Origin of the sequence: Bacillus sp. DE0042 (assembly GCF_007680225.1) — a bacterium.
GTDB lineage: Bacteria > Bacillota > Bacilli > Bacillales > Bacillaceae_G > Bacillus_A > Bacillus_A wiedmannii.
This window is the reverse complement of sequence record NZ_VEJP01000010.1, coordinates 90,126-109,921: the sequence shown is the minus strand read 5'-3', so window position 1 is coordinate 109,921 and position 19,796 is coordinate 90,126. Positions and strand designations below refer to the sequence as shown.

At 35.9% G+C, this 19,796-nt stretch carries 16 protein-coding genes; 5 read left to right on the top strand and 11 right to left on the bottom strand.

Going from position 1 to position 19,796, the window contains the following annotated elements:
• Window positions 1-11: 11 nt before the first annotated feature.
• The 3 genes from treC to treR form a co-directional block, all read right to left on the bottom strand.
• On the bottom strand, window positions 12-1,673 hold the full coding sequence (gene treC / locus FS802_RS27260) for an alpha,alpha-phosphotrehalase (RefSeq protein WP_098654564.1): 1,662 nt from the start codon (window positions 1,671-1,673) through the stop codon (window positions 12-14).
• A gap of 13 nt (window positions 1,674-1,686) precedes the next feature.
• Complete coding sequence (gene treP, locus FS802_RS27255) at window positions 1,687-3,114, bottom strand: PTS system trehalose-specific EIIBC component (RefSeq protein WP_144525614.1); 1,428 nt, start codon at window positions 3,112-3,114, stop codon at window positions 1,687-1,689.
• A gap of 140 nt (window positions 3,115-3,254) precedes the next feature.
• Complete coding sequence (gene treR / locus FS802_RS27250) at window positions 3,255-3,965, bottom strand: trehalose operon repressor (protein ID WP_000987247.1); 711 nt, start codon at window positions 3,963-3,965, stop codon at window positions 3,255-3,257.
• Window positions 3,966-4,414: 449 nt separating this feature from the next.
• Between treR and FS802_RS27245 the strand changes: the two genes are divergently transcribed.
• Window positions 4,415-5,812: an amino acid permease gene (locus FS802_RS27245; RefSeq protein WP_000448428.1), complete on the top strand. Its 1,398-nt coding sequence runs from the start codon at window positions 4,415-4,417 to the stop codon at window positions 5,810-5,812.
• A gap of 31 nt (window positions 5,813-5,843) precedes the next feature.
• Here FS802_RS27245 and FS802_RS27240 read toward each other — a convergent pair whose 3' ends face one another.
• Together FS802_RS27240 and FS802_RS27235 are read right to left on the bottom strand one after the other, a co-directional pair.
• Complete coding sequence (locus FS802_RS27240; protein WP_000893358.1) at window positions 5,844-7,547, bottom strand: putative bifunctional diguanylate cyclase/phosphodiesterase; 1,704 nt, start codon at window positions 7,545-7,547, stop codon at window positions 5,844-5,846.
• A gap of 490 nt (window positions 7,548-8,037) precedes the next feature.
• Window positions 8,038-8,373, bottom strand: coding sequence for a hypothetical protein (locus tag FS802_RS27235; RefSeq protein ID WP_001106373.1), 336 nt, complete (start codon window positions 8,371-8,373; stop codon window positions 8,038-8,040).
• A 386-nt stretch (window positions 8,374-8,759) separates the two neighbouring features.
• Here FS802_RS27235 and FS802_RS27230 point away from each other — a divergent pair, with 386 nt between their 5' ends.
• The 3 genes from FS802_RS27230 (at window position 8,760) to FS802_RS27220 (ending at window position 13,197) form a co-directional block, all read left to right on the top strand.
• A complete protein-coding gene (locus FS802_RS27230) occupies window positions 8,760-10,289 on the top strand; it encodes a cardiolipin synthase (RefSeq protein WP_000743019.1) in 1,530 nt (509 codons plus the stop codon).
• Window positions 10,290-10,416: 127 nt separating this feature from the next.
• Window positions 10,417-11,310, top strand: coding sequence for an ATP-binding protein (locus FS802_RS27225; protein ID WP_000892965.1), 894 nt, complete (start codon window positions 10,417-10,419; stop codon window positions 11,308-11,310).
• A 3-nt stretch (window positions 11,311-11,313) separates the two neighbouring features.
• The gene (locus FS802_RS27220; RefSeq protein WP_098707820.1) at window positions 11,314-13,197 is read left to right on the top strand and encodes a vWA domain-containing protein; all 1,884 of its coding nucleotides are present in this window, start codon (window positions 11,314-11,316) and stop codon (window positions 13,195-13,197) included.
• Window positions 13,198-13,234: 37 nt separating this feature from the next.
• On the opposite strand, the gene FS802_RS27215 is transcribed toward FS802_RS27220, so the two are convergent.
• Genes FS802_RS27215 through FS802_RS27205 form a run of 3 tightly spaced genes read right to left on the bottom strand, consistent with a single transcriptional unit; the run spans window position 13,235 to window position 15,916 of the window.
• Window positions 13,235-13,657 (bottom strand): NUDIX hydrolase, encoded by a 423-nt coding sequence (locus FS802_RS27215; protein ID WP_046953824.1) that lies wholly within the window; start codon window positions 13,655-13,657, stop codon window positions 13,235-13,237.
• Window positions 13,658-13,715: 58 nt separating this feature from the next.
• Complete coding sequence (locus FS802_RS27210; protein WP_000723139.1) at window positions 13,716-14,681, bottom strand: L-threonine 3-dehydrogenase; 966 nt, start codon at window positions 14,679-14,681, stop codon at window positions 13,716-13,718.
• A 44-nt stretch (window positions 14,682-14,725) separates the two neighbouring features.
• Window positions 14,726-15,916 (bottom strand): glycine C-acetyltransferase, encoded by a 1,191-nt coding sequence (locus FS802_RS27205; RefSeq protein WP_000095906.1) that lies wholly within the window; start codon window positions 15,914-15,916, stop codon window positions 14,726-14,728.
• 213 nt (window positions 15,917-16,129) lie between these two features.
• Between FS802_RS27205 and FS802_RS27200 the strand changes: the two genes are divergently transcribed.
• Window positions 16,130-16,861, top strand: a complete 732-nt coding sequence (locus FS802_RS27200; protein ID WP_098202070.1) for a class I SAM-dependent DNA methyltransferase — start codon at window positions 16,130-16,132, stop codon at window positions 16,859-16,861.
• 32 nt (window positions 16,862-16,893) lie between these two features.
• Here FS802_RS27200 and FS802_RS27195 read toward each other — a convergent pair whose 3' ends face one another.
• Genes FS802_RS27195 through FS802_RS27185 form a run of 3 tightly spaced genes read right to left on the bottom strand, consistent with a single transcriptional unit; the run spans window position 16,894 to window position 19,787 of the window.
• Window positions 16,894-17,715 carry an ABC transporter ATP-binding protein gene (locus tag FS802_RS27195; protein WP_001167945.1) on the bottom strand — a complete coding sequence of 274 codons (822 nt, stop codon included), beginning with the start codon at window positions 17,713-17,715 and terminating at the stop codon, window positions 16,894-16,896.
• A gap of 12 nt (window positions 17,716-17,727) precedes the next feature.
• The gene (locus FS802_RS27190; RefSeq protein WP_098707819.1) at window positions 17,728-18,786 is read right to left on the bottom strand and encodes a FecCD family ABC transporter permease; all 1,059 of its coding nucleotides are present in this window, start codon (window positions 18,784-18,786) and stop codon (window positions 17,728-17,730) included.
• Entirely contained in the window at window positions 18,783-19,787 is a 1,005-nt protein-coding gene (locus FS802_RS27185) for a FecCD family ABC transporter permease (RefSeq protein ID WP_000925204.1), read from the bottom strand. Before FS802_RS27185 ends, FS802_RS27190 begins: the two co-directional genes overlap by 4 nt.
• Between the last annotated feature and the right edge of the window lie 9 nt (window positions 19,788-19,796).

Below are 19,796 nucleotides of genomic sequence, written 5' to 3'. Positions count from 1 at the left end.
ATACAACCTTTTTATTTCGTATATCGATATACAATTGATTCATATGGTCTTAAGTTAAGTTTTGTAATATCCTTGCTGGAATCTTTATAATTCGACAGTAGTACTTCTTGCTTCATTCCATCTAATTGAACATGAGCTGGTACAGAGTACGTTATTTCTTCTCCATAGAAGTTATTGATAACGAGTAATACCTCGTCATTTACAGTACGTGTATATGCCCAAACCTTAAGATGATTTTCATCTAAAATAGCATATTTCCCTTCTGTAATTACATCATACGTTTTTCTAAGTTCTATTAACTTTTTATAATGATAAAATACGGACTCTTTATCTTCTAATGCTTTTTCTACGTTTATTTCTGTAAAGTTTTCAGCCACTGAAATCCAAGGTGTACTTGTTGTAAAACCACTGTTCATCTCTTCATTCCACTGCATCGGAGTACGGGAATTATCACGAGATTTTTGTTTTAAAATCCTGATAATATCTTCTTTTGATAATCCTTCTTCCAGCTTTATATCATATATATTTAACGATTCCACATCGCGATATTGCTCGATGGACTCGAATTTAGGATTCGTCATACCGATTTCTTCGCCTTGATAAATGTAAGGTGTGCCCTGCAACATATGCATAGCTGTCGCTAGCATTTTCGCAGATTCATTTCGGTACTTTCTATCATCACCGAAGCGTGACACAATACGAGGTTGGTCATGATTACACCAGAACAACGCATTCCATCCTCCGCCCTTTTGCATTTCAATTTGCCAATTAGAAATAATCTCTTTTAATTTAATGAAATCAAAATTAGCTTGCGTCCACTTATCTCCATTCGGATAATCTACTTTTAAATGATGGAAACTAAACGTCATACTTAATTCATTACGCTCAGGGTTTGAATATTTGATACAATTATCAATTGTCGTAGATGACATTTCTCCAACTGTAATTACATCTTTCCCTTCAAAAACATTTCGGTTCATCTCTTGTAAATATTCATGAACGCGCGGGCCATCTGTATAATATTTACGGCCATCGCTTGTCGCCATACTTCCGTCATCATTTAAGAACTGCTGATCTTTTGAAATTAAATTAATAACATCTAATCGGAATCCAGTTACCCCTTTATCAAGCCAAAAACGCATCATATCATATACTTCTTCACGAAGTTTTTTATTTTCCCAATTTAAATCAGCTTGTGTCTCATCAAATAGATGTAAAAAATATTGCTCTGTCTTCTCATCATATTTCCAAGCAGACCCACCAAACTTAGATTGCCAATTATTTTTTTCATCACGCCAAATATAGTAATTACGATATGGACTATTTTTATCTTCCTTCGCTTCTTTAAACCACTTATGCTCCGTCGAACTATGATTTACAACGATATCAAGCATAATTTCAATATTACGTGCCTTTGCTTCTTCTAAAAGCTCTTCAAACTCTTCCATCGTTCCGTAAGATGGATCAATACTGTAGTAATCACTTACATCGTATCCATTATCATTTTGTGGTGATTGGTATATCGGTGTTAACCAAATATAATCTACTCCGAGTTCTTTTAAATAATCTAGTTTCTCTGTAACCCCTTTTATATCACCGGTTTCTTTATTGTAATAGCTATTAAAGCTCTTCGGATAAATTTGATAAACTACACTTTTATGCCAATCCTTCATGTTTAACTTCCTCCTACTTCTGTTTTACTCGTTTTGCAAATAACCATGTTAACGTAAATGGGATTACAACTGCGATAATCATTCCTACAATAAATATTGGAATCGATCTCGGAATGATAGAAATAAATGCTGGTAATCCACCAATTCCGATAGCAGGTGCTAATACACCATTTAACGTAATGAATATCGCTGCCACAGCCGATCCTATAATCGCTGCATAGAACGGGAATTTATTTCGTAAGTTTACACCAAACATAGCTGGCTCTGTAATACCGAAATATGCTGAAATTGCTGATGTCGATGCCATACTTTTATCATTTTGGTTTTTAGAAATCCAGAACATCGCAAGTGCTGCACTACCTTGCGCAATGTTAGAAAGAGCAATCATTGGCCAAATGAATGTACCACCGTGCTGTGCAATTAATTGTAAGTCAATTGCAATAAACATATGATGCATACCTGTAATTACGAGCGGTGCATATAATGTTCCAAACAATACCGCTCCAACTACTGGTACTGTTTCATATATACCTACTAATCCAACTGTTAATAAATCTCCAATATGACGTGTAACCGGACCAATAATCCCTAATGCTAACACACCTGTTACGACAATCGTTGTAATTGGTACAACTAATAATTGAATTGCATTTGGTACATGTTTCTTTAAGAAAATTTCCACTTTACTTAATACAAATGCTGCTACTAAAACCGGTAAGATTTGACCTTGATACCCTACCTTTTCAATTTGAAATAATCCTAAAATATCGAAGTACTCAATCTTTTGTCCATCTAAACCAGTCGCTGCTTTGCCATAATCCCACGCGTTTAATAAGGCTGGATGCACAAGCATTAATCCCATAACGATCCCTAATATCGGACTACCACCAAAACGCTTCGTCGCTGACCAACCGACAAGTGCTGGTAAGAATACGAATGCTGTATTCGCCATCATATTAATTAAATCCCAAAGCCCGCCTAAGTTTGGATACACATCTAATAAATTTTTACCTTCAAAAAATAAGTCCTTTGCCCCCAATAGATTATTAATCCCCATTAGTAAACCAGCTGTTACGATCGCTGGTAATATCGGCATAAATACATCTGAAAATACTTTTACAAACTTTTGAGCTGGATTTAACTTTTGGTTTCCAGAGTCTTTCACGTCAGCTACTGTCGCTTCCTTCATACCTGCAAGCGTTATCAATTCAGCGTATACACGATCTACGTCCCCTGGGCCAATTACAATTTGAAATATCCCAGCGTTATGAAACGCTCCTTTCACTAATGAAACAGACTGTAATTTATCATTATCTATTTTACTTTCATCTTTTAAAGCGATACGGAGCCTCGTTACACAGTGCGCAGCTTGTTCAATATTGTCTTTCCCACCAATATACTGCAACACTTCCTCTGCTGTTTTACGATAGTCTTTCCCCATATTCCCGTCCCTCTTTTCTTTATTTGATACCGTTTACAATTACATATTAACTCGTATATATAAGTTAGTCAACACTCGTATATATGAGTTTGTGATTTTTTTATAAAAAAAGAGATGAAACGTTATTTCGTTCCATCTCCTTATTTTCTCCGCGCCACATCCGAAAAATGAAAAATATCTAAGCGGTGGCGTGATTCTGTATATTCGAACTGACTTCCATCATAGAAATGCGTAAAGTTTTTCACAACAACAACATAGTCTGTTCCATTTAAATCTAAATACTTTCTATCGTCCTCTGTACATGGCTGCACTTCAATTACCCTTTGTGAGTAACTAATATGAAGCCCTAGTTCTTTCTCAATGTATTTATAAATGGACTCCGCTGCAATTTCACTCGTTAATCCAGGAATATATTCCGATACAAAATGATTGATATCCAAAATTACTTTTTCTCCATCAATATTTCGTACGCGCTTAATATGATCTATTTCTGTTTTCTCTTTCACATTTAATAGCTTTGCAACCTCTTTTGTCGCTTTTACTTTCTCTATTTCCACGACTTTTGTAATACAATGGCGTCCTAAACGTTCATTTTCTTCTTGGAAACTTACAATACCACCAAAGTTGAATTCAATGTTTTTTCGCTTTAAAACAAAAACACCTTTTCCATGTATTTTTTGAACATATCCACGCTCTTGCAATAAATCTACTGCTTTTCTGACTGTACCTCGACTTGCTTCATATTGCTTCATTAATTCTGTTTCTGATGGGATTTTGCACCCCTCTTTTAATTGTTTATTATCAATAGACTTACTGATTTCTGTATAAATTTGTTCATACTTACTCATCATCTACAATAGCCCCTTGTCACCTTCTAATTCTATATGTATTATACCATGCTACACTCTTCTGCCAATCTCTCACTTATTTTCCAGTATAGGAAAAATACAGGTAAATATTTAATCTCTAAAACGTATTTTTATAAAAATTTTTATATTTTTCTTTTCATTCAAAAAAACATGTAGTATACTAACTTCAAAATCAGAGGAGAAAGGGAGCAAAGAACTATGCTTACTTATACAACAATTGTAGTTACATTTGCACAAAAACATCATCATCATACGTAACCCTTGAAACCTAGCGGAAAAATTACGCGTAGGTACAAGGGTTATTCCCGTTGTACCTACGTTAGGCGAAGAGCCATGTAGGTATTTTTTATCTACATGGCTCTTTTTTTATTGCCAAAAAGCTAGTAAAAAATGATGTTTAAGTAAAACTTACTACAAAGGAGTTAACAAAAATGGAAACGAAAAAATGGGGATTATGGATTTTAACAGCTTTTGTGATCGGAAATATGGTTGGCGGTGGCGTATTTATGCTCCCAGCAAATTTAGCACATGTATCAGGTCCAATGGGTTCTACACTCGCATGGAGTATTACAGGCCTTGGCGTATTTATGATTGCACTCGTATTTGGAAATTTAGCAATTCGCAAGCCAGAATTAAAGGCTGGACCACAAAGTTACGCCCAAGCAATGTTCCCTTCAAAAAAAGCGGGTAAAGTTGCAGGATATAGTATGGCATGGGGATATTGGGCTGCGAACTGGGCTGCAACAGCATCTGTTATTATTTCCTTTGCTGGATATTTATCAACATTCTTTCCAGTGTTACAAAGTAAGCAAATTCTCTTTTCTACGAACGGATTTTCACTAGAACTCGGAAAAGGACTAACTTTCCTCGTATGTAGCCTTATGCTATGGGGAATTCAATATATTCTTTCTCAAAATATTGACCAGGCTGGGAATATGAATCTTCTTGCTACCATTGCAAAAATTATCGGATTTACAATGTTTATTGTAATCACATTATTCATTTTCAATGCCTCTAATTTCGGAGACGGTCAAACATTTATGAATGAAGCAGGACAATCAATTTCGTTAGGTGGACAAATCAATTCAGCTGCTATCGCAACACTTTGGGCATTTATCGGTATTGAATCTGCTGTAATGCTTTCTAACCGTGCAAAATCTCAGCGCGATGTAAAAAAAGCTACTATTTTCGGGTTGATTATCGCTCTTCTTATTTACATGTCAATTACTTTACTTACAATGGGAGCTCTTTCGCAAGATGCTTTAAAAGAGTCTCAAAAACCATTAGTAGACGCATTAAATTTAGCAATTGGCAATAAAGGTGCCTATATCATGGCTTTACTTGCACTTGTATCTTTATTTGGATCTACAGTTGGCTGGATCGTTGTTAGTTCAGAAGTACCTTACCAGGCAGCCAAGAATGGACTTTTCCCTAAGTTTTTCGCGAAAACAAATAAAAAAGGTAGTCCTTCAAAATCATTATTTATTACAAATGTGATGACGCAAATTTTCTTATTCTCAACGATTTCTGGCACTGTGTCAGAAGCCTATAATTTCGCTATCGTTGTAGCAACATTAGCTTATTTAATCCCATACCTTGTTTCCACGCTGTACCAATTCAAATTGGTTATTACAGGAGAAACGTATGATATAATGCCTGGCTCTCGAATAAAGGATGGAATCATTACTACACTAGCATTTGTCTACTCTATTTGGGTTATCAAAACAGGAACTGCTGATTTAAAAACGTTCTTCTTAGGAATCGGATTGTTTGTATTAGGTCTTATTCTTTATCCAGTATTAATGAAAGACTCGAAAAAAATGAATTAAAAAAAGAGAAGCTACTCGCTTCTCTTTTTTATTAAAAATCTGTAATTAACTTTTCTTTTAACTCTCCTACAGATAAAGGTGTCGCATAATAAAATCCTTGTACGTAATCACAGCCCATAGATTGTAATAAACTTTCTTGCTCTACTGTTTCTACCCCTTCAGCAACTACTGCTAAATTTAAGCTATGGGCAATTTCAATAACAGATTTTACAATCGTTCGCTCTGGCTGTGCGTGATCATAATGAAATTCACGAATAAAGTTACGATCAATTTTCACTATATCCAGTGGCAGTTGCTTTAAATAGTATAAGGAAGAATAACCCGTTCCAAAGTCATCTAAAGCAATTAAAATACCCATATTTCTTAATTCTTGTAATGTAGCAATAATATAATCAAAATGGCGAACAGCGATACTTTCCGTTACTTCCAAAATTAAACGATTCGGTGGAAAGCCAGTTCTCCTTAAAATGCTACGTACAGATAAAATAAAACGCTTTTGCATTAATTGTTGTATGGATAAATTAACAGATAACCTTAGTCCTTCTTCGTAATCTGGCAATGTTTTAAACAAGCGACATGACTTTTCTAATACCCAGTCTCCTAATTTTATAATAAGTCCAGATTCTTCAGCTACTGGAATAAATTCGCCTGGCGAAATAGGCCCTTCTTCTGTCGAACAACGTGCTAAAGCCTCAATACCGGTATATTTCTTCGTTTTCAAATCAATAATAGGCTGCAGTACCACATCTAATTCTTCATCACGGATTGCCTTTTGCAAAGCGAATTCAATTTTCATTCTACGATTTATTTTCGCACGTAACTCATCTGTAAAGAAACACGCGGCATTTCTGCCTTGTTCTTTCGCACTATACATGGCTAAATCCGAATTTTTCAATAGAGTTTCTACATCTTGTCCGTCTTGCGGATATGCGCACAGTCCTAGACTAGCTGAAATGTATACTTCATGACCTTCAAGTATAAATGGTGCCTGAAAACACGACAGCACAGATGTTGCTAACTGCCTCATTTCATCTTGTTTATGATTTTTTGTTAACAGCACAAATTCGTCGCCACCCAGCCTAGCCAGAACGTCTTTCTCTCCTAGCACATAATGCAACCGTGAAGCAACTTCGCTTAAAAGTAAATCCCCTATCATATGACCTAGCGTATCGTTTACTAATTTAAAACGATCCAAATCAAAGTAAATCATACCAAATTCTTTTTTTCCTGCAATCATCTCGTTTACAGTTGTTATTAGCTGCAATCGGTTCGGTAAACTCGTTAAAGCATCATGATACGCAAGCTCCCTATAACGACTTTCACTTAATCGCAACCTCTGTTCTGCTTCTTTCCTACTACTAATATCATTTCGGATCGCGATAAATTGATACGGCTCTCCTTTTTCATTTAAAAATGGAACAATTGTTGTTTTAACCCAATAATACGTCCCATCTTTTGCTTGATTTCGAATCTCACCTCTCCATACTTTTCCGTTCAAAATACGCTTCCATAGAATTTGAAAAAATGTTTTCGGGTGATATCCTGAATTTAAAATACGATGATCTTTCCCTATTAGCTCTTCTCGTGTATATTTGGAGATTTCACAAAACTTATCATTTACATATGTAATAAGACCATTTCGGTCTGTAATCGCAACAATTGAAGACTCATCTAATGCTAACTTTAAATCTCGCAATGAAGAGTCATATAATGCATGACCTCTTTGTTCTAGCATGCGCATCTCTCCTTGCTTCCTATCTGACTAAAACACAACTTGTTTCTCTTCATAGAAATAGAGATATTTCATTTCTTAATAATAGCTATTTGCATTCATCACATTTTGAAATATGCCGATTAAAATAACATAATATTATTTGTAATAAAAAGCAATATAATACCGTTTCAATTATAAATAGTAGTTTCTTATCGCTATAATTAGCTTACTTTATTATACATTATTCATTCTCTTACATTCCTTTATAGCTTGCTCTATACAACACCTATTCCCTATTAATCCCGCTCATATCTAACCTCTTTACTTTACTAGCGAAATAGAATTTCGAGCGTACTATACAACTATTCACGGATAATAATATAAAAGTTAAAATTAGTATATACGTTTTTGAATTACAATAATAAAATATTAACATATTTTCACCTTTATTTTGGAAATATTTTATAAATACTTTATTAAACTAAAAAAAGAGGAAAGCCTCTTTTTTAGTTTAATACGGATATGATATTTGCTGATACCCCGGATATGGAGTTGGATATGGTGCTGGGTATGGCGCTGGATAAGTTACTGGGTACGGTGCTGGATAGTAGCCTCCACTTGCTGCACCCGTTAATGCGCCAGCTGTAAGTCCACCTAACACGCCTCCAGCAAAACTTCCTGGGAAAAATCCACCGCCCCATGAGCCGCCACCCCAGCCCCATCCACCTCCATGATGATGGTGATGATCATGGTGATTGTGCCCTCCGTGGTGGTTATGTCCGCCATTATGATGGTGACCGCCATGATTATGACGATAATACAATCCGTTATTTTCTATATAATTCATGTTTCCCCTCTCCTTTTCCATTTTCTCATCTTAATAGGTATTGTATGAATAGTACGGACCTTGTTAGTAACCTATATAATAAGAAGAATCCGTATAATACGAATAACCATATCCTTGGCTTCATCATGCACCTGTTACCAATCCATGATATGGTTATCCCCGTTCCTATATAAAGGACAAATGTTTTGTCCCCCCTACACTGTTTATTAACCAGCAAATAGCAGGATAATAACGTAACAATATACTGTATGTAGGACAAATGCGGAAAGCATGGGGAAATGTCTATATTTTGTAAAAAAAATAAAACACTTTATAATAAGAATGTCGGATTATACCTTTTATATAAGAAGTCTATATTTAAGAAAGATTAGAGGAATTTTATAGAAATGAAGAAGCCTATCGTTCAATTACTATTAATATTTACAATTATATCTATCGTTCTTTTCCTATTAAATACATCGTTTATTTCTTTATATACATTTGTCGGTGCCCTATGGTCTATTACAATCGTAGGAATTTCATTCGTTATTTTCATCGAAAATAGATCTCCTCAAAGCACCTTAGCGTGGTTTTTAGTATTAGCACTTCTTCCTGTTGTAGGTGTGCTTTTATACTCTATTTTCGGTCGTAGCCGTTGGAGAAGGAAAAAACATCTCCATCGTTCAGAAGAACAAAGAAAATTATTCCGTGAAATATTAGAAGGAAGACGACTAGAATTATCACTCACAGTCCCCTTACATGAACGTTCTGTACATTTAACAGAGGTCGTACAAAAATTTGGAGGCGGTCCTGCCGCAGATAGAACGACGACAAAACTTTTAACAAATGGAGATCAAACATTCTCAGAAATTTTGCAAGCTATCGAGCAAGCAAAACATCACATACATATTCAATACTATATTTATAAATCTGATGAGATTGGTACGAAAGTTCGAGATGCGTTAATAAAAAAAGCAAAATCTGGTGTTATTGTACGCTTTCTTTATGATGGACTCGGAAGTAATACGTTAAGAAGACGCTTTTTAAAACCTATGAAAGAAGCTGGTATTGAAATTGTAGAATTTGACCCTATTTTTTCAGCTTGGTTACTTGAAACTGTCAATTATCGTAACCATCGAAAAATCGTTATTGTAGATGGAGAAATCGGTTTTACTGGTGGACTCAACGTCGGTGATGAATATCTTGGCCGTTCAAAAAAATTTCCCGTTTGGCGTGATAGTCATTTAAAAATAGAAGGAAAAGCGTTATATAAATTACAAGCAATTTTTCTAGAAGATTGGCTCTATGCCTCTAGTGGATTGAATACTTATTCTTGGGATCAATTTATGAATAGACAATACTTCCCAGGTAAAGAAATTTCAAGTGCAGAAGGTGCTGTGCAAATTGTAGCCAGCGGGCCTAGCTCAGATGATAAAAGCATTCGCAATACATTATTAGCTGTTATGGGATCTGCAAAAAAATCGATTTGGATCGCTACACCTTACTTTATTCCAGATCAAGAAACTTTAACATTATTACGTTTAAGTGCAATATCTGGCATAGATGTACGCATTTTATATCCTGGTAAAAGTGATAGTATTATTAGTGATCAAGCATCTCAGTCCTACTTCACTCCGCTTTTAAAAGCTGGTGCTTCCATTTATAGTTATAAAGATGGTTTTATGCATGCAAAAATTGTACTCGTTGATGATAAAATCGCGACAATTGGAACGGCAAATATGGACGTACGCAGCTTTGAATTAAATTATGAACTTATTAGCGTACTATATGAATCAGAAACCGTTCATGATATTAAACATGATTTTGAAGACGACTTTAAGCATTCCACTGAAATTAAATGGAACGCATTCCAAAAAAGAAGTATCAAAAAACGAATATTAGAGTCTTTCATGCGACTCATTTCTCCTTTACTGTAAGCAATCAATGTAATATTGATTGCTTTTTCTTTTCCATTTCCCCTCTCTCCTTTTCTTTGCATACCATATTAAAACAAGTTATCATAAGATGTATTACTTTATGAAAATAATGTTAGGTGGGAAATACATGTTAGAACAATTTCATATACATGCTGATTTAAAACAACAGCTCTCAACCATTCACGAAAAAAATAAACAAGAAGCTGGTGAAAATGCACATTTAATTGGAAAGAAAATATATAAAGCATCTGATAACAGCATTATTGAAGATGCTATTACAGCGCTTCTTCTTGGCAAAAACATTCTATTAAAAGGACCGACTGGTAGTGGTAAAACAGTACTGGCTGAAACTCTTTCTTCTTTATTCCAAAAACCAATGCATAGCATTAACTGTTCTGTTGACCTAGATGTAGAAGGTATTTTAGGATACAACACACTACAAACGAAAGATGGCGCATCTGAAGTTACATTCGTTAACGGCCCTCTTATGAAAGCAATGAAGAACGGTCATTTCCTATATATTGATGAAATCAATATGGCAAAACCTGAAACGTTACCACTTCTTCACGGTGCATTAGATTACCGTAAAATGATTACTAATCCATTTACACAAGAAGTTGTATATGGCGATGACGAGTATCGTGTAATTGCAGCAATTAATGAAGGTTACGTTGGAACAAGTGAACTAAACGAAGCATTAAAAAACCGTTTCGTTATTATTGAAGTTCCATACATTCAAGGTGACACATTAAAAGAACTATTACTATCTGAATCAAAATTAAATGATGTTGCAACAATTGAAAAGTTCGTTGCATTTGCAAGCGACCTTATGCCTTTAGCTCGTGATGGACGTGTAAGTGAAGAAGCAGCAAGTATTCGTGGCATTATCGACGCATGTGATTTAGGTGTATATATCCCTGTTATGCGTGCAATTGAACGTAGTATTATCGCAAAATTAAACGATGAAACAGAACAAATGACTGTCCGTGAATTAGCAGAAAGTTATTTCTTTGAGGGATAATTCATGAGACAAATTTTTAGTGACAAAAAAATTGATGCGTCGCTGTTTCTACAAATGGAAAACTTAATGTATGCTCTTTTAAAAGAAGACGATGCCTACCTTGAGTATGGCTATAAAGCATACTACGACGAAATTGAAAAAAAGGTTGTCATTAGTCACTTTTGGGATGATCGAAAAGAAGAGGATACAGTAATCGGATTAAAAAGCGAAGTGTTTTTAAAAGCACTTGGTAATAAACATTACTCGGACATGACTTTAATTCGTTCTTATGCGATTGAATTACAAGAATCACCCTTAAAAAAGTTTTTAACACAATTATTTGTTCTATTAGAAGATTTACGTGTTGAGGAAATCGTAAAAAACTTACGCCCTGGCACAAAGCATGTTTTTAAAAGAAGAAAAGAAATGTATCGCAATTACTTTGGTTCACAAAATGAAATCAATCGTGTTCGTAACTATCACGGTGATCGTCTATTTTGTCTCTGCTATCTTTCATTAACGAGCGATAAATATGAAATGTTTAATAATGAATATTTCGAGCAAATTGAAGCAATTTTGCATGAAACATTCCAAGCTCGTAATACAGAAGACATTATGTATATCGTTGAAAAAATTCGCTATCGCTTAGAGGAACTTCTTGAAAGTGATATGCTTAATAATTATTTCGGACATGCTCCGCTTTATTTATCTGTCATTGCAGACGAAAAGAACTGTCGCGTCGAAGATTTAGCAAATGATGATACGCAGCTCATAGATGACGATGAAAATAAAAACAAAATGGATGAAAGTTTCTCCACATGGCATCGTGAAAATAAAAATAACGAAAACGAGAACTTTTTACGCTTTGAATTAGAAAGCGGAACAAAAACAAACATGATGGGTGATACTGCTCGTGAATCAGAAGATGGCGACCAAGCACTTGGTTCTGTACAGGGTACTTCTCAAAAGAGTACACAATCCAACTTTGATGGCGCTGATACAGAAGAAGCAAGAGCTTCACACGCTTCTAGCCAAAACGAGGGTGCATACGGTAAGTATAACGTTGGTGCTTCTCATATATTTAAAGAAGCTCGCAAATCAAATTCTGATGAAAAAAAGGATTACCAAGCTATCAAATCAGTCGTTAATAAAGATGTAAAAGAATTAAAGAAAATTATCGAAAAAACGATTGAAAATAAAACGAATGCAAATAGTGATAAATATTACGGAAGACTTCGTAAGAAATTCCTTCGTATTTATACTGAAAAGCAGCCGCGTATGTTTTATAAAAAAGGACAAGAATCACAAGAACTTGACGTTGCATTCCAACTACTAGTGGACTGCTCTGGTTCTATGTATAACAAAATGGAAGAAACGAAAAAGAGTGTGGTCCTATTCCATGAAGCGTTGAAATCTTTAAAAATCCCGCACGCTATTAGCGGATTTTGGGAAGATGCTTCTAGTGCTAAGCCTGAAGATAAGCCGAACGTTATCCATGAAGTTGTAACGTATAAAAACTCAACGTTACCAAACGTCGGTCCAAAAATTATGCAGCTTCGCGAAGAAGAAGATAACCGTGACGGATATATTATTCGTATCGTTTCTGAAAAGCTTGCAAAAAGACCAGAAAAACATAAATTCTTACTTGTCTTTACAGACGGTGAGCCTTCTGCGCTAGACTATCAACAAGACGGTATTTTAGATACGCATGAAGCTGTCAAACTTGCTCGTAAAAGTGGTATGGAAGTAATCGGAATCTTCATCGAAGAAGGCGAAGCAAAAGAAGCAACTTATCAATTAATGAAGAACATTTACAATCATCACTTCTTAGTTGCAAATCACGCTGAAGATTTACGTCTGAAGATTAAACCACTATTGAAAAAGTTACTACTGAAGACGATTGAATAGAAAAACAGGAGCCTTGCGCTCCTGTTTTTTCTTTCAATCACTTTGTTTCTGGTTGAAACTTGTATGGAATAGCTACTTCTAATAATGCCTCGAATCCGCCATCGTAGAATGGGAATCGTTCATTTGCGATTGTTCGATCCACCCACTCTATTGCGGAAATTTCATCTTCATCTTCTGCAATAAGTTCACCTGTCACTACATTTGCTCGGAATGTAAAAAATAGCGCATGATTCCCTGATTCTTCAAAGAATTTTTCATTGATCGCAACAAGTCCACCTGCCACAGCAGTTAAACCTGTCTCTTCTTTTACTTCTCTTATTAGTGCTTCCTCTAATATTTCACCTTTTTCCACAGCCCCGCCTGGCAATGACCAAACATTTTGTTCTACATTATGTACCATTAATATTTTATCTGTTTCTTCATTATGTATTAGTGCATATACGACATCAACTCTTTGCATAAGACTTCTCTCCCTCGAAAATAAGGAAGAGCCAATTCCTAAGAATCAGCTCTTCCTATTAATTCATCACTAACTCAGCTGTGAGCTTTTTTTTTAACTTAGCCAACATGTCCGTTGTCATTTTGTCTAAATCGTATTCTGCTTTAAAGCCCCACTCTTTCATTGCTGCTGTTGCATCAATAGAGTTTGGCCAGCTATCAGCGATTGTTTGACGAGCAGGATCTACAGCGTAATCCATTGTAAACGTTGGGATGTGTTTACGAATGGATGCTGCGATTTGCTCTGGCTCAAAGCTCATCGCTGTAATATTAAATGCGTTTCTATGCACAAGTTTACTTGGATCAGCTTCCATTAATGAAATGATCGCTTGTAAAGCATCTGGCATGTACATCATATCCATGTATGTTCCTTCTGCAATGTATGAGGTGTATGTGCCTTTTTTAATCGCCTCATAATAAATTTCAACTGCATAGTCAGTTGTTCCGCCTCCTGGAGGAGCTACGTAAGAAATTAAACCTGGGAAACGTACACCGCGCGTATCAACGCCAAACTTTTGATGATAATAATCACATAGTAATTCTCCTGCTACTTTGTTTACCCCATACATCGTAGTAGGACGCTGAATTGTATCTTGTGGCGTATTATCTTTCGGCGTTGATGGACCGAATGCACCGATAGAACTTGGCGTGAAAAACTTACAGTTTAATTCACGAGCTGCTTCTAATGCATTTACAAGTCCGCCCATATTTAAATTCCAAGCAAATAACGGATTTTTTTCTGCTGTTGCTGAAAGTAAAGCTGCTAAATGAATAATTGTATCTACTTCATTACGCTTTGCAATATCATGTAGTTTTTGTCCATCTGTTACATCTAACGTTTCAAATGGACCAGACGTTACTACTTCACTATCTGTTTCACGAATATCTGTTGCAATAACATTTGATGCACCGTATACATCACGAAGTTTCATTACTAGTTCAGAACCAATTTGCCCTAAAGAACCGGTTACTAGAATTTTTTTCATTATCCCCACTCCTCATTTGCAAGCTATTCAAAAGATGTCGTTACTTAAATGATGCCCATTTCTTTCCCTACTTTTTCATACTTACGAATTGCTTCATCTAACATTTCCTTCGTATGAGCTGCTGTAGGCATATTACGAACGCGTCCTGTTCCTTTAGCTACAGTTGGGAACACGATAGATTTTGCATATACGCCTTCTTCATTTAGACGTTTACTAAATTCTTGTGTTAATACTTCGTCACCAATAATACAAGGTGTAATTGGCGTTTCACTTTCTCCGATGTTAAAGCCAAGTTCTTTTAACCCTTGTTTTAAATAGCGGCCATTTTCCCATAAACGATCATGTAACTCTGTGCTTTCCATTAAAATTTCAATTGATCGCATACATGCAGCTGCATCAGCTGGTGTTAATGCTGTAGAGAATAAGAATGGACGTGAACGAACTTTTAACCAGTCAATTAAGTTTTGTTTCCCTGCTACATATCCACCAATTACCCCAATTGCTTTTGATAATGTACCAATTTGGAAATCAACTTTATCAGATAGACCGAAGTGCTTTACAGTTCCTGCACCTTTTCCAAGTACACCTGAACCGTGTGCATCGTCTACATATGTCATTAAATCTAATTCTTCTGCAATCTCAACAATTTCTGGTAATTTTGCAACATCTCCATCCATTGAGAAGACACCATCTGTAATTACCATTAATTTATTGTAAAGACCTGATTCTTTCGCCGCGATTGCTTTTTGGCGTAAATCTTCCATATCAGAATGTTTATAAACAATAATTTTTGCTTTTGATAGACGACTACCATCAATAATAGAAGCATGGTTTAATTCGTCTGAAAGAATCGCATCATTTTTATCCATAACGGCTGAAATCGCTGCCATATTACAGTTAAATCCTGATTGATAAGCAATTGCTGCTTCTGTATGTTTAAACTTTGCAATTGTCTCTTCTAATTTAATATGCAAATCTAAAGTACCGTTAATTGTACGAACAGCTCCTGCTCCAACGCCGTACTTATGAATTGCACCAATTGCTGCTTCTTGCAAACGGCTATCTGTTGCTAATCCAAGATAGTTGTTTGAAGATAAGTTAATATATTCTTTTCCGCCAATTGTAATGATCGGTCCATTTGAACTCTCAAGCGGATCAATTACGTTATAAAGCCCCTTTGATTTTAAATCCTCTAAATTTTCTTCTAAAAATTTCGCAAGTGTTTTACTAGACATTGTGAAGCCTCCCATCGTTCATGTAAGCGGATTATTGTCTTAATAGTTCTAATAATCCCTCTACTAGCTTAACACGTTTTCAGAATTTATTATAGAAAAATAGTTTAAAGTAACCGCTTACAATTTTAGATTATATATGATTCATTACAAGAAATCTATCATTTACTTTTCATATTTGGTAGAATAAAAAAAATATTTAAGGGGGCTTCAATCATGGCATTTACTGAATCTGATGTATATAATCACGAAGCATTTTTTGAACAATATATGAAACGAAGATACCGAGAAAATAGCCCAAATGAGTCACTTGAAAAACCAGCCTTCTTTCAACTCATTGGTGATGTTAAAGGAAAGCAAATCCTCGATCTAGGCTGCGGTGATGCTAAATTCGGCGAGGAATTATTAGAAAAAGACTGCCACTCTTACACTGGCATTGAAGGCTCTGAGCTTATGTATGAAAAAGCTACAAAACAACTAGAAAATAAAAATGGCACCATCCATTTTTTAAACTTCAAAGACTACACATATCCTCCTTCTACTTTTGATTTAGTAACATCTAGACTCGCCTTACATTATATTGAACATCTTCATGTCATTTTTCAAAATGTATACCTAACTTTAAAAACAAATGGAACCTTTACCTTTAGCGTTCAACATCCTGTTATTACCTCTTCATTTGAAAGCTTGCAAACGAGCGGAAAAAGAACGAGCTGGCTCGTCGATGATTATTTTAAAATGGGAAAACGCGTTGAACCGTGGATTGATCAAGAAGTTATTAAATATCATCGTACAACGGAAGAATATTTTACATTATTACAACAAGCTGGATTTACAATTACAAACATAAAAGAAGCTACACCCAATCCAACCTATTTTCAGAGTGACGAAGAATATGAACGTCGGTTACGTATTCCCCTCTTCCTCTTATTTTCTTGCCGCAAATAAAAAAGACGATGAATCCTCATCGTCTTTTTTATTTAACTCATTACTTGGGCAACCTCTTTACGTACACGTCTTCCTTTTCCATGCGGGATGCAAAGTGGTGTCCCAAATAACGGATCCGTACTGATTTGACACTCCATTCGGAATACATCACGTACTAGCTTCTCATCTACTACTTCTTCCGGCTTACCTTGTGCATATATTTGTTTATCTTGAATGGCTACAATATTATCTGCATAACGGCATGCTAAATTTAAATCGTGTAATACCATAACAATTGTTCTTTGTTCTGTTTCATTTAATTCGAATAATAAATCTAGCACTTCAATTTGGTGAGTCATATCTAAATATGTAGTAGGCTCATCCAGTAAAATAATATCTGTATCTTGTGCAAGCGTCATTGCAATCCAAGCACGTTGTCGTTGTCCACCTGAAAGAGCATGCACATCACGCTCAGCAAATTCTGTCATACCTGTTGCTGCGAGTGCTTTTTGTACCATTTCCTCATCTTTTTCTGACCATTGCTTCAGCCACGTTTGATATGGATAACGCCCTTGCTTTACAAGTTGCAATACTGTAAGCCCTTCTGGCGCTTGCGGTCCTTGCGGTAAAATTGCCATTTGACGAGCGATTTGCTTCGTTTGCATACTTTGAATGGCTTGATTATCTAGCAAAATGTCACCAGTTGTTGGCTTTAATAATCTAGCTAGTGAACGTAATAAAGTTGATTTTCCACAACCGTTAGAACCGATAAATATTGTAATTTCGCCTTTTGGAATTTCTAAATTCAACTCATCAATAATAATTGCTTCACCATAAGACAGCGTCAAACGTTTCGTCTCCAATGCTTTTTGCATATTCATCTCCCTTTATGAATTCCGACTTTTATAAAGTAAATAAATAAAATAAGGTGCACCAATTGCTGATGTAAATACCCCTGCTGGAATTTCAAGTGGTGTGAAAACTGTACGCCCGATTAAATCTGCAGCAAGTACTAAAATTGCACCAACAATAGCCGCAACTGGGAGTAATGCACCGTATAAAGAACCAACTAGTCTTCGTGAAATATGAGGTGCCATTAAACCGACAAACCCAATTCCTCCGGCGAAGGCAACTGCGCCACCAATTAAAGCTGTACTCAGTAATAACATGAATACGCGTGACTTCGTTAAAGGAACACCAAGTCCTACCGCAATATCATCCCCTAGCTCTTGAGCATTTAAATGTCTAGCAGCTATAAATGATATTACCGTTAAAATGAGAACCCACGGCGCAAGCACCATAACGTTTTGCCATGAAGAACCGTAAACAGTACCTGTAATCCATACATTCGCTTGACTCGCTTGATAAATTGGCGCTAACAACATAAACAAAGTCGTTGCCGCTTTTGTTAATGCCCAAAAACCAACACCAATTAAAACAAGACTAATCGGTGATAATCCGTCATTTCTCCATGCAAATAAATATACAAAAAGCGCTACAATCGTTGCCCCAGCGAAGGCTGCTAACGGCATATAATGAATGCTTACGGTTAGCGCATTATTTTTATCACTAAATATAGCTAAAAATAATACAACTGCAACACTTGCACCACCTGTAATCCCAATGATATCAGGAGAAGCCAGTGGATTTCGAACGAGACCCTGTAAAATACATCCTGCTACTGCAAGTGCGATTCCTACAAGGATGGCAATTAAAATACGCGGCATACGAAACTTATTTACAACCATATTAGACATCGCATCGCCATTTCCAGTGATTGCTTGCCATACATCATAAGGAGCAATTTTCATGTCTCCCATACCTGCACTCGCAAAAAATAATCCTATTAAAACAACTAGTAAACTGAATAAGACGAGACAAGCTCGTTTATACATTAAAAACGAGAGCCCGACTTTTCCTATACGAAACGGAATATACTTCTTCATTTGCTAAGCCCTCTCTTACGTGCAATATAAATAAAGAATGGTGCCCCGATAAATGCTGTCATAACCCCTACCGGTACTTCTTGTGGCATAATGACATATCTTGCTGCTATATCAGCTAAGATTAATAGTATTGCACCTAACAACCCGCTATATGGTACTCTCCACCTGTGATCTACTCCAACAAGAAATCTGGCAAAATGCGGAGTAATAATACCAATAAATCCAATCGGACCAGCGACTGCAACTGAACCACCAGACAACAGGACAATAATAAGTAACACGAATGATTTCATTAAAATTGTTCGTTGTCCAAGCCCCTTCGCGACGTCTTCCCCCATCATCAATGTATTTACTTTCCCTGCCATCATAATAGATGCGATCCAGCCTATTAATAAATATGGGAATACAGATTGTAAAATTTCTAACTTTCTTCCTTGCACAGATCCGGCAAGCCAAAATAATACTTCTTCAAGCGCCTTTTCATTTAACACAAGTAATCCTTGTGTTAATGATGAAAATAACGCACTAATTGCGACCCCTGCTAATGTTAACTTAAGAGGCGTTGTCCCTTCTTTTCCTAAAGAACTAGAAGCGAATACAAGGATTGCAGCAACTGCTGCCCCTAAAAAGGCAATCCAAGTAAAAGCTGACAATGATGTAACAGAAAAAACCACAATTGCTACAACTATGAAAAACGCAGCGCCTGAATTTAATCCAATAAAATCTGGAGAAGCAAGTGGATTCTTCGTTAAAGTTTGCATAAGACAACCAGCAATGGCTAAACTAGCACCAACACTAGCTGCAATTAGTGCCCTTGGTAGACGCACATTTTGAATAATAATATGTTCATTGGAACCATTAAAATGGAAAAAAGCATCTAATGCTAATTTCCAACTCGTATTTGTATATCCGAAAATAATACTTCCCCAAATACAAATAATGACTGCAATGATTCCAACAAATAACCCAATCCATTTTGCTTGATTTGTTTTTAATAACATGCAGCGTTT